Raw genomic sequence first — 11,568 nt, forward strand, 5'->3', positions numbered from 1 at the left:
TCTTGGAGAAATATGGCGGATAGCGACGCCAGGAACGGGCTGTCACTGACGCTGGGCAGCGGGGGCAAACCGCCCCCGCCCCTGCTATCCGCATGACGTGCCTCTCGACACCGGCATCGACGCCATGACGGCCCTTGTCTGGAACGCCTGAAGGACGGCCTCGCCATCGCCGGCGCGCGACGGGCGAGTATATGCGCATCAAGTGGTGCCGTCTGGCCACCGGCGCCAGCTCGCCAGGCCTGCATTCCACATCACCTTCGACTGCTGATCCTGGGCCGGCCGCAGACTCCGGCCTGTGGAGCGTAACAAAACTGACATCATCGCGACACGGCAGGTTCATGTGGCTGCGTTAGGCGAGAGCCTGACGATCAATGGTCCCGGACTGGAACCTGCCCCCATGCCAGCAAATTCCGCCACGCTCGAAATCCGCGGTGTCACCCGACGATTTGGCAAGAACACTGCCGTCAGCGACATCAACATCGCGATCCCGCAGGGTCAGATGGTTGGCATTATCGGCCGTTCGGGCGCCGGCAAATCAACCCTCCTTCGCATGATCAACCGTCTCATCGATCCCAGCCAGGGGTCGATTTTTTTTGACGGCGCCGAGGTCTCGAAGCTGAGCGGTTCGCCGCTGCGGCGCTGGCAGCGTGACTGCGCCATGATCTTCCAGCAGTTCAACCTGGTGCCGCGCCTCGACGTGCTGACCAATGTGCTGCTCGGCAAGCTGAACCACCGCTCGACCATCACCAACCTGTTCGGCATGTTCTCCCGCGCCGAATGCGCCGAGGCGGTCGCGGCACTCGAGCGGCTCGACATCGTCCGCACCGCGCTGCAGCCCGCCGGCACCTTGTCGGGCGGCCAGCAGCAGCGCGTCGCCATCGCTCGTGCCATGATGCAGCAGCCCAGAGTGATCCTCGCCGACGAGCCGATCGCCTCGCTCGACCCGCTCAACGCCAAGGTGGTGATGGATTCGCTGCAGGACATCAATTTGCGCGAAGGCATCACCGTCGTCACCAATCTGCACACGCTGGACACCGCCCGCACCTACTGCAACCGCATCATCGGCATGGCTGCCGGCAAGGTCGTCTTCGACGGCCCGCCGGAAGAGCTCAACCGCGAGGCGGTGCGCCTCGTCTACGGCGCCGACAGCAATGGCCAGGAAATCTCCGAGGCCATCACCTCGACCAGCGTTGCCTTCAGCCGAAAGATCGCCGCATCCGCCGGACCGCTCGAGCCCGCATTCCCGGGATATTGAGAGCGGTTGGGATCGCCAGCCCACGTCAAGGGCACCTGTCAAAATCGATAACGCTGCCGGCGCGGGGCCGGAACCTACAGGAGAAATATCCAATGTTCAGGAAGATGGTCTTTGGCGCCGTTTCGGTGCTCGCCATGGCGACCAGCATGGCCCATGCCGCCGACATGAAGGAATTTCGCGTCGGCATTCTCGGCGGCGAAAACGAAACCGACCGGCTGCGCAACTACCAGTGCCTCGCCGACCATTTGAAGGCCGAATTCGGCTTCGAAAAGGTCTCGCTGTTCCCCGCCGCCGACTATGACGGCGTCATCCAGGGCCTGCTCGGCGGCACGCTCGACTTCGCCGAACTCGGCGCTTCCGGCTACGCCAGCGTCGCTCTCAAGGACCCGAAGGCGGTCACCCCGATCCTCACCACCCAGCAGACCGACGGCGCCACCGGCTATTATTCGATCGGCCTGGCGCTGAAATCCTCCGGCATCACCGACATCAAGTCGGCCAAGGGCAAGAAGCTCGGCTACGCCGATCCGGATTCTACCTCCGGCTACCTGATCCCGCTGACCCAGATCCCGAAGGATACCGGCGCTTCGAACGAAACCTTCTTCGCCTCGACCCAGTTCAACGGCGGTCACGAGAACAACGTCCTGGCCGTGCGTGACGGCAAGGTCGACGTGGCGGTGGACGATTCTTCCGGCATCGGCGACTTCAAGGACGGCTACACCTCCGGCACCTTCCACAAGGAAGTCGCCAAGGGCGCCGTCGACCCCAACGACTTCGTCGAAGTCTGGCGCTCGGGTCTGATCCCGAACGGCCCGCTGGTCGTGCGCACCGCGCTCGGCGACGAAATGACCGCCAAGCTCGCCGACTTCTTCACGCAGTTGCCGAAGAAGGACAAGGCTTGCTTCGAAGGCGTCGAGGGCGGCGACTTTACCGGCTACGTCCCGGTTAAGGCGGACTTCTACAACGTCATCGTCGAAGCCCGTAAGGCAGCCATCGGCGGCTAACGGCGAAACCAGGAAGGGCGGCGTCGAGAAAACGCCGCCCTTCTTGCATGTCCGATCATGACCCTTTCCGTGACAGCCCCTTCCGGCGCCACTCACCAGATGGCCGACGCCTGGCGTCGCCAGACGTCCTTGCGCCGGCTCTACACCGCCATCGGTGTCGGCCTGCTCATCACCGCGCTCGGCAGCACCATGTGGTTCGCCGACGAGGCCAATGCCGGGCATTTCTTCGACCGGTTGCCGCATTTGCTGGATTTCCTGAGCTGGCTCGTCCCCAAGGACTGGAACGATGTCTGGCGGGCGATGTTCGACATCACTTCCCCGCATGACACCGGTACCCAGGAATTCAATTTTCCGCTTGGCCGCGCCTATGTCTGGGGCAGCTTCTACATCCCCGAATATTTCGAGCTGATGCTGACCACGCTCAACGTGGCGCTGGTCTCGACCTTCATCGGCTTCGTCTTCGCCGTGCCGTTCTCCTTCATCGCGGCGCGCAATTTGACGCCGCATCCGGTGCTGCGGCTGATCGTCAAGCGCCTCATGGAACTGCTGCGCGCCTTTCCCGAGATCGTCATCGCCGGCCTGTTCGCCGCCATCGTCTCGATCGGCCCGATCGCCGCCATCATCGCCATCGGCCTGCATTCGATCGGCGCGCTGGGCAAGCTGTTCTACGAGATCAACGAGAACATCGACATGCGCGCCGAGGAAGGCCTGAGGGCCGTCGGCGCCAACTGGTTCGAGCGGGTGCGCTTCGCCGGCCTGCCGCAGGTGCTGCCCAACTTCATGTCCTACACGCTGCTGCGTGTTGAGATAAATGTCCGCATTTCCACCATCATGGGCGCGGTCGGCGGCGGCGGTATCGGCGAGGAGTTGAAGCTGTCGATCTCGCGCGGCTTCGGCGCCAAGACGATAGCCCTCGTGCTGCTCCTGTTCACGACGATCTTCATCGTCGACCAGTTCTCCGCCTGGCTGCGCCGCAAGCTGGTCGGCGAGCAGGCTTTCGTGATGAGCGCTTGACCATGGCCACCATGACCGCCGATCAGATCCAGTCGATCGAAGAGCGCTTCCCGCAGGTGTTCCAGCGGCCGTTCCACAAGCGCTTCGGGCCGCTGATGCTGCTTGGCGGCATCTTTCTCTACCTGCTGTACGCCTTGTGGTTCTTCAACCTGCCGCAGGTCATGCGGGAATCGCACTGGGAGCGCCTGCCGCTGTTCCTGACCCAGTGGATCAGCTACGACGTGCAGCCGATCTTCCGCCTCGATGAACCGCAGATCACTGCCAAATATCCACGCTTCTCCGTGCTCGGCCCGAACCCGGATCCGGACTGGGTCAAGACCAATGCCGATGGTTCGGTGACGATCCTGATCGACGGCACCGCCAAGTCGATCACCTTCACCAAGACGCAAGCGACGATAACTGCCAACGGTGAGACTGTCGCGGTCGCGCTCGGCACCGGCAAGCCGCTGATCTCGGGACCGGTTCCCGGCTGGATCACCGCGCATGAGGATGAGGTGGTCGCCGACATGGGCTTTGCCGGCGAGTCCCGCGTCGCCGTTGACCGCGTCAGGATACGCAAGCGGTTTCTAGGCTGGGCAAATTTCGTCTTCGACACGCGTTCGCCTTTCTTCGGCAAGTCGGCAAGCGAAGTCGCTTCGCTGATCGTCTCCGGGCCGGAACTGAAACCGGGCACGTCAAATCTGGCGCTGGCCGGCGACAACATCTGGAACAACGCCCAGTGGCAGCATGGCGATGTCTGGACGAAGCTCCTGCAGACCATCGTCATGGCCTTTCTCGGCACCATGCTGGGCGGCATCGTCGCCTTCCCGCTGGCCTTCTTCGCCGCCCGCAACATCACGCCCAGCCGGCTGGTCAACCAGGTGCTCAAGCGCTTCTTCGATTTCATGCGCTCCATCGACATGCTGATCTGGGCGCTGTTCTTCACCCGCGCCTTCGGGCCGGGACCGCTGGCTGGCAGTGCGGCGATCTTCTTCACAGAGGTCGGCACGCTCGGCAAAACCTATTCCGAGGCGCTGGAGAACATCGACGACAGGCCGCGCGAGGGGATTACCTCGACCGGAGCCAACGGCCTCCTGGTGCAGCGCTACGGCGTGCTGCCGGAAGTGGTGCCGGTGTTCATCAGCCAGACGCTCTATCAGTGGGAATCCAACACCCGCGGCGCCACCATCATCGGCGCTGTCGGCGCCGGCGGCATCGGCCTGAAACTGTGGGAAGCGATGCGCACCAACTCAAACTGGGCCAACGTCTTCTACATGGTGCTGCTGATCTTGGCCGTCGTCTTCATCTTCGACAACATCTCCAACTTCCTGCGCCGCCGGCTGAGCCAGACGATCCACGACTACAACAGGATCCAGGCTGAGCAGGGGTAGGCTTGTGATGCAGACGCGCAAGTCGTCTCGACCGGCGCCAAAGGATCGACCCCCACTCCGTCGAGCTTCGCTCGACACCTTGTATCTACACGAGAGAGATTTCGTGGGATTAGAGCGATTGAGCCAAGGTCCGGGTGGCCGCCCGGACCTTGGCTTGGCGAAGTCGCCCGTACCACCTGAGGTTACAGCCGCGGGAGAGCTTGGGATCTTCGCCTTCATCACGCACGACCGAACAGTCGCTTGGTTCCAACCGTACGCACAAGGCAGGTTACCGTGAACAGGATTATTTGTGGAGTTGATGTTTCGAAAGATTGGCTGGACGCGCATGTCTGGCCTGGCGGAGCGGCAGCGCGCTTCGCCAACGACGCGGCGGGGATCGCAGCTCTTTGGCTGTTCTGCCGCAGCCATGACGCAGTCCTTGCGGTGATGGAGGCATCGGGCGGCTATGAACGGCTGGGATTCATGCTCTTGTGGGCGCACGGCATGCCGTGCGGCGTGGTCAATGCCAAGAGCGTGCGCCGTTTCGCCGAGGCGATGGGCTATCTTGAGAAGACCGACAGGATCGACGCCGCTGTCATCGCCCACTACGGCGCAGTCAAGAACACTGTGCCGACGCCACCGCCAAGCGCCGCCCAGCAGCGGCTTGCCGCGTTGGTTGGCCGGCTTTGCCAGATTGTCGGCGATGCGACCATCAACAAGCAGCGTAGAAGTGCCGCACGCGACGCCGAGGTATGCGCCAGCATCGAGGCGATGCTGGCCTTCCTCAAGCGCGAGCAACGGCGCCTGGAAGGCGAGATTGCCTCGATGATCGATGACGATCCGCTGTGGGCCAGGCTGGAGCAGGCCTTTCGTTCGCTGAAGGGCGTGGCCGGACGCACCGTCGCCCGCCTGATGGCCGAACTGCCCGAGATCGGCCTCATCTCCAACAAGGCCATCGCCAAGCTGGCAGGCCTCGCTCCCTTCGCCAACGATAGCGGCAAGCGCACCGGCAACAGGCATGTGCGCGGCGGACGCGCCGGGCCGCGTGGCATCCTCTTCATCGTCGCAGCCATCGTGGCCAAATTCGATCCCAATCTCAAAGCTTTCGCTCAACGGTTGCAACAGGCGGGAAAGCCAAAAATGCTCATCCGCATCGCACTCGCCAGAAAACTCCTCGTCATCCTCAATGCAAAAGCACGCGATGCGCGCAACGAGTTCGCGAGTGCAACTTGACACCCCAGATAGTCGCTCTCCCCCGATCGACGGGGTAGAGGAAAGCGCCAGGCTGTCCGAGCCGACGCCTGTCCTCTTAGGCCGAGTGTCCCCCAGGCCGAGGCTTCCTTCCTCTCCCTCCGGAGGGGGGAGAGAGGTGGCTCGGCGAAGCCGAGACGGAGTGGGGGAACCACCTGGCAACCGCCGCGAACGCAAATAGAAAATGGGCCAGGGCGCCTAAGCCGCCTTCTTCCACCCGCTCTTGATATGCCTATACCCCTCCCGATAAACCGCTTCCGGGGTCTCTGAAAAATCCCGCCACACCTTGGTCGCCGCCGCCAAATCCTTGAGTGAGCGGCCGAACGCCTCGATCGTCAGCCAATCGTCATAGCCGCTCTTGCGGATGGCGGAAAACGTTTCGGTCCACGGAATGTTGCCGCGCCCCGGCACGCCGCGATCATTCTCCGAGATATGGATATGCACGACATTCCTGCGGTGTTTCGTGTAGGCGCCGATCGGGTCGGCCTCCTCGATATTGGCGTGGAAGGTGTCGTACATCGCCTTGATGTGCGGCCGGTCGATGGCGTCGATATGCTCCGACAGGTCCGCCATCGTGTTGAGCAGGTAGCATTCGAAGCGGTTCAGCGCCTCGAGCCCGATGGTGACGCCCTTGTTGCCGGCATGGTCGCCGATGGCGCGCTGCGAGCCGACGGAGCGCTTCTTCTCCGCGGCCGTCGGCCCAGAGCCGGAAAAGGACCCGAGCGTCGAATGCAGAGGGCCGCTCAGCGTGCTGGCGCCAAGCGCCTGCGCGCAGTCGATCGCCCATTTCATGTAGTCGACACCGGCCTTGCGGGTTGCCGCGTCGGCCGCGATCAAATTCATCGCCGGATCGCCCATGGCCGAAACCGCAGTCCGCTCCAGCCCGATGCGGTCGAGCAGATCGCCGAGCTTTCTATAATCGTCCGGCGTGCCGGCGAAGATCGGTATCTCGACGCCATCGAAACCGGTCGCCTTGATGTCGCGCAGCAGCGGCTCGTGTTTCTTCGACACCGCCGTCGTCCACAAGAACATGCACATGCCGATTTTCATCGACGCCCCCTCCCCTTAGATTCCTCGGATCGCCGGGGTGTTGAGATTCAGGTCAGGCCAAGCCGAAAACGGCTGGTTCCGAGAACCGGAGCGGAGCGTACTTTTGGGTACGTGAGCACCGGAAGCGCAGGAAACGGCCGTTTGCAGGCCGGCCTCACCTGAATCTCAGCGCCCCTTGGACTAGAGCTTCGTCCACGCCCCGTTCTTCTTCGACGACTTCACGCAAGCCTCGATGAAGGCCATGCCCTCGACGCCGTCCTGTATGGTCGGGAAGACGACATCCTTTGCCGGCTTGCCGCCCTTGCGGCGTGCCGCCCGGATGGCGCGTGCGGCCTCCTGGTAGATGTTGGCGAAGCCTTCGAGGTAGCCTTCCGGATGGCCTGACGGCACGCGGCTGACACGGCCCGCCACCGGCAGCGCGCCGGCGCCATTGCGGGTAATCAATTGCTTTGGCTGGCCGAATGGGGTGTACCAGAGATAGTTCGGGTCGGCCTGCACCCATTCCAGCCCACCCTTCGAGCCATAGATGCGCAGCTTCAGCCCGTTCTCATGGCCGGGCGCCACCTGGCTTGCCCAGATCATGCCCTTGGCCGGGTGCGTCTTGCCGGTAGGCTTGAAGCGCAGCATGACGTTGACGTTGTCATCCAGTAGCCGTCCCGGCACGAAGGCGTCGAGATCGGCCGACAGGGAGTCCAGTTCCAGCCCCGAGACGAAGCGGGCGAGGTTGTAGGCATGCGTGCCGATATCGCCCAGCGCACCGCCGGCACCTGCCTGCTTGGGGTCGGAGCGCCACGCCGCCTGCTTCTGGCCTGTCGCCGCCAAATCCTCGGTCAGCCAGTCCTGCGGATATTCGGACTGCACGATGCGGATGTCGCCGAGCACGCCCTTGGCGACCATTTCGCGTGCTTGCCGCACCATCGGATAGGCGGTGTAGTTGTGCGTCAGCACGAACACCTTGCCGGTCTTCTCGACTATCGCCGCGAGCTTTTTCGCTTCGGCCAGCGTCGTCGCCAGCGGCTTGTCGCAGATGACGTGGATGCCGGCCTCGAGGAAAGCTTTTGCCGCTGGCACATGCACATTGTTGGGCGTGACGATGGCCACCGCTTCGATGCCGTCGGGGCGCTTCGCCTCGGCCTTGGCCATCTCGGCATAGGATGCGTAGCTGCGTGAGGGGTCGAGCCCCAGTTCGGCCGCCGAGGCCTTGGCACGGGCCGGGTCGGCTGACAAAGCGCCGGCAACCAGCACGAACTCGTTGTCCAGCCGCGCCGCGATCCGATGCACCGCGCCGATGAAGGCGCCTTGCCCGCCGCCGACCATGCCGTAGCGGATCGGGCCGCCTCCCGTTTCCGACTTCGATGCGCCGACCATATCTTGCTCCTCGCTGTTGCTTGCCCCCCTTGAGGGGAGGTCGATCCGCGCAGCGGATCGGGTGGGGTCGTTGAGGCAGAGCGCGGTGTGAACCGACCCACCCGGCCTTTGGGCCACCCTCCCCGCGAAGGGGAGGGAAAATCGAGCTAGATTCCCATCATGGCGCGCAGCAACTTCTTGTCGGTGGTGCCAGCGGCGAAGTCGTCGAATGCCTTTTCCGTCACCCGGATGATGTGGTGCTCGATGAAAGGCGCGCCTTCGGCCGCACCATCCTCCGGATGCTTCAGGCAGCACTCCCACTCCAGCACCGCCCAGGAATCATAATTGTACTGCGTCAGCTTGGAGAAGATGCCGCCGAAATCCACCTGTCCATCGCCCAGCGAACGGAAGCGCCCGGCGCGGTTGGTCCAGCTCTGATAGCCGGAATAGACGCCTTGCCGGCCGGTCGGGTTGAACTCGGCGTCCTTGACGTGGAACGCCTTGATGCGCTCGTGATAGATGTCGATGAATTCGAGATAGTCGAGCTGCTGCAGCAGGAAATGCGACGGATCGTAATTGATGTTGCAGCGCCTGTGGCCGCCGACCGCGTCGAGGAACATCTCGAAAGTGGCGCCGTCGAAAACGTCTTCAGACGGGTGAATTTCATAGCCGACATCGACGCCGTTGTCCTCGTACACGTCGAGAATCGGCTTCCAGCGTTTGCCGAGCTCGCCAAACGCTTCCTCAATGAGTCCAGCCGGCCGCTGCGGGAACGGATAGAGGTAAGGGAAAGCCAGCGAGCCGGTAAACGACACTGAAGCATTCAGGCCTAGATTACGCGATGCTTTAGCGCCGAACTTCATCTGCTCGACAGCCCACTTCTGCCGGGCTGCGGGATTGTTGTGCACCGATGGCGGCGCAAAGCCATCCATCTGCGCGTCATAGGCAGGATGCACCGCCACCAATTGCCCCTGCAGATGCGTCGACAATTCCGTGATCTCGACGCCGGCGTCGGCGCAAATGCCTTTCACCTCGTCGCAATAGGCCTTGGAAGAGGCCGCCTTCTTGAGATCGAACAGCCGCGCGTCCCAGGTCGGGATCTGCACGCCCTTGTAGCCGAGACCGGCCGCCCATTTGGTGATCGACGCCAGTGAGTTGAACGGCGCGGCGTCGCCCGCGAACTGCGCCAGAAACAGCCCCGGGCCCTTCATTGTCGTCGGCATCGGCATCCTCCCTCATTTCTCTCGCGACCGAGCATAGCGCCGATTGGAAACAGGGCCAGCCACTTTGGTCTTTTCTCAACGGGCGCTTGCACGCACCACCATTCTGGTATTACCAAATGTGGAATTTTGGTCAAGCCTTGCAATGCGCCATCATGACCCCAAAACCACCCGGCGCAGGCATATATATCTCAATATAATCAAGGAAATACTCCACAGCGAAAGTTGCATCCCGGCGCTTCTTGCCGATCCGGATAATTTGCTGTAGACCTCGCTTCAGGCCCAATTGGTCGAACCAGTTTGCGAGAAAAGGCTGGGAACGCCTTGGGGAGGAACCTTTGTGTCGCCTTTTGGCGATGCATGTCGCAGGCGAACCATAGAGACGAGTTGGGAAGGACAGACCATGCATCTTTCGACGCACAACTGGATGCGCGCGGAACCCTTGGAAACGACGCTCAAGCGCATCAAGAAATTCGGCTATGAGTCGATCGAGATTTCCGGCGAACCCGAGCAGTACAAAACCAGGGAGACCCGGGCGCTGCTGAAGGAGCATGGCATTCGTTGCTGGGGCGCGGTGACCCTGATGCTGGGCGAGCGCAACCTTGCCGCCAGGAACCAGGGCCAGCGCGAGCGTTCCGTTCAGTATGTCAAGGACGTGCTGACCATGGTCAGCGAACTCGATGGCGAGATCATCACGCTGGTTCCGGCGACCGTCGGCAAGGTCGTGCCTGACGGCACCGAGGAAGAGGAATGGAAGTGGGTCGTCGACGCCACCCGCGAATGCTTCACCCACGCCAAGAAGGTCGGCGTCAAGATCGCTGTTGAACCGCTCAACCGCTTCGAGACCTATCTGTTCAATCGCGGCGCCCAGGCGCTGGCTTTGGCCGACGCGGTCAGCCCCGAATGCGGTGTCTGCCTCGACGCCTACCACCTCCATATGGAAGAATTTAACGTCTATGACGCGATCCGGCAGGCCGGAAAGCGCCTGTTCGACTTCCATGTCGCCGACAACAACCGCTTCGCCGCCGGTCTCGGCCAGATCGACTGGCCGAAGATCGTCGCCACCTTGCGCGAGATCGGCTACGACGGCGCGCTGACCAACGAGTTCGTCGCGCCCGTCGACCGGACGCCGGCGGCCCCCTATCCCGACATGGTCGAGCGCAATCCGGTCGATATCTCGCCCGAACAGCTGAAGTTCATCCAGGACCACGGCTCCAGCGTGCTCACCGAGAAATTCTACACCGACCAGATGCGCATCAACGCCGAAACGTTGCTGCCGCTGATCAAGTAGTCGACTGCCTCAGGGAAATTCGCCCTTCCGCCCTGACCGGCGCAGGGCTGGGGAAGAATATGCGTATCAAGTCCGTCCAAGCCTGGTGGATCCGCGTTCCGATCGAAGCCGCTCGGCAGCACCGCAGCGACTTCGGTCAGGTGACGACCTTCGACGCCGCCATCCTGCGCATCGAGACCGATGACGGGCTGGTCGGCTGGGGCGAAGGCAAGAACGCCGCCGGCAGTGCCGGCAGCTACGGTGCACTCGTCCACATGCTGAACCATGAAGTCGGGCCGCAGCTGGTCGGCCGCGATCCGGCCGACATCGGCATCATCTGGGAGATGCTCTACAATGGCGTGCGCCACGACAGCGCCGCACGCGGCGGCCACGCCATGCCGCAGCTGGCGCGGCGCGGCATGAGCATCGCGGCGATCAGCGCCGTCGACATCGCGCTGTGGGACATTCTTGGCAAATCGCTTGGCGTTCCTGTCTGGCGGCTGCTCGGCGGCCGCAAGCTCGATCGCATGCCGGCTTACGCGTCCGGCGGCTGGGCGGCCGCCGACGCCATCGGCGAGCAGTTGAAATCCTATATCGCCAAGGGCGGTTTCAAGGCACTGAAGATGCGGGTTGGCGCCATGGACGGCGCGGCGCACATTTCCGCCACCCGCGTGCGCGCCGCACGGCAGGCGCTCGGCCCCGATGTCGAACTGATGGTCGACGCGCACGGCACCTACACGGTGGCTGAAGCCAAGCGCTTCATCCATCTCGTCAACGACCTTGACCTGGCGTGGTTCGAGGAACCTATCAT

10 protein-coding genes are annotated in these 11,568 nt (G+C 63.0%); 7 read left to right on the forward strand and 3 right to left on the reverse strand.

The features are described from left to right. The first annotated feature begins 397 nt into the window (after window positions 1–397). The 5 genes from phnC to EOA22_RS11890 all read left to right on the forward strand — a co-directional run bounded on the left by phnC (window position 398) and on the right by EOA22_RS11890 (window position 5,852). Window positions 398–1,255 carry a phosphonate ABC transporter ATP-binding protein gene (gene phnC, locus EOA22_RS11870; protein ID WP_063169039.1) on the forward strand — a complete coding sequence of 286 codons (858 nt, stop codon included), beginning with the start codon at window positions 398–400 and terminating at the stop codon, window positions 1,253–1,255. Between the two features lie 92 nt (window positions 1,256–1,347). After that, window positions 1,348–2,256 carry a phosphonate ABC transporter substrate-binding protein gene (gene phnD, locus EOA22_RS11875; protein WP_063169040.1) on the forward strand — a complete coding sequence of 303 codons (909 nt, stop codon included), beginning with the start codon at window positions 1,348–1,350 and terminating at the stop codon, window positions 2,254–2,256. Window positions 2,257–2,313: 57 nt separating this feature from the next. Next, a complete protein-coding gene (gene phnE, locus EOA22_RS11880; RefSeq protein WP_063169041.1) occupies window positions 2,314–3,270 on the forward strand; it encodes a phosphonate ABC transporter, permease protein PhnE in 957 nt (318 codons plus the stop codon). 2 nt (window positions 3,271–3,272) lie between these two features. Then, on the forward strand, window positions 3,273–4,640 hold the full coding sequence (phnE, locus tag EOA22_RS11885; protein WP_063169042.1) for a phosphonate ABC transporter, permease protein PhnE: 1,368 nt from the start codon (window positions 3,273–3,275) through the stop codon (window positions 4,638–4,640). A gap of 273 nt (window positions 4,641–4,913) precedes the next feature. Then, the gene (locus tag EOA22_RS11890; protein WP_063169043.1) at window positions 4,914–5,852 is read left to right on the forward strand and encodes an IS110 family transposase; all 939 of its coding nucleotides are present in this window, start codon (window positions 4,914–4,916) and stop codon (window positions 5,850–5,852) included. Window positions 5,853–6,068: 216 nt separating this feature from the next. Here the strand turns inward: EOA22_RS11890 and EOA22_RS11895 are convergent, their stop codons facing one another. From EOA22_RS11895 to EOA22_RS11905, 3 genes are all read right to left on the reverse strand, one after another. After that, window positions 6,069–6,920, reverse strand: a complete 852-nt coding sequence (locus tag EOA22_RS11895; protein ID WP_063169044.1) for a sugar phosphate isomerase/epimerase — start codon at window positions 6,918–6,920, stop codon at window positions 6,069–6,071. A 180-nt stretch (window positions 6,921–7,100) separates the two neighbouring features. After that, window positions 7,101–8,288 (reverse strand): Gfo/Idh/MocA family oxidoreductase, encoded by a 1,188-nt coding sequence (locus EOA22_RS11900; RefSeq protein WP_013529510.1) that lies wholly within the window; start codon window positions 8,286–8,288, stop codon window positions 7,101–7,103. Between the two features lie 146 nt (window positions 8,289–8,434). Beyond that, window positions 8,435–9,490 (reverse strand): sugar phosphate isomerase/epimerase, encoded by a 1,056-nt coding sequence (locus EOA22_RS11905; RefSeq protein WP_063169045.1) that lies wholly within the window; start codon window positions 9,488–9,490, stop codon window positions 8,435–8,437. A gap of 400 nt (window positions 9,491–9,890) precedes the next feature. Between EOA22_RS11905 and EOA22_RS11910 the strand changes: the two genes are divergently transcribed. Further along, window positions 9,891–10,778, forward strand: a complete 888-nt coding sequence (locus tag EOA22_RS11910) for a sugar phosphate isomerase/epimerase (protein ID WP_013529508.1) — start codon at window positions 9,891–9,893, stop codon at window positions 10,776–10,778. A 59-nt stretch (window positions 10,779–10,837) separates the two neighbouring features. Then, on the forward strand, window positions 10,838–11,568 hold a 731-nt coding region (locus EOA22_RS11915; protein ID WP_164755371.1), incomplete at its 3' end, for a mandelate racemase/muconate lactonizing enzyme family protein.

It is taken from the genome of Mesorhizobium sp. M7A.F.Ca.US.014.04.1.1, from assembly GCF_003998745.1.
In the GTDB taxonomy this organism is placed as follows: domain Bacteria; phylum Pseudomonadota; class Alphaproteobacteria; order Rhizobiales; family Rhizobiaceae; genus Mesorhizobium; species Mesorhizobium ciceri.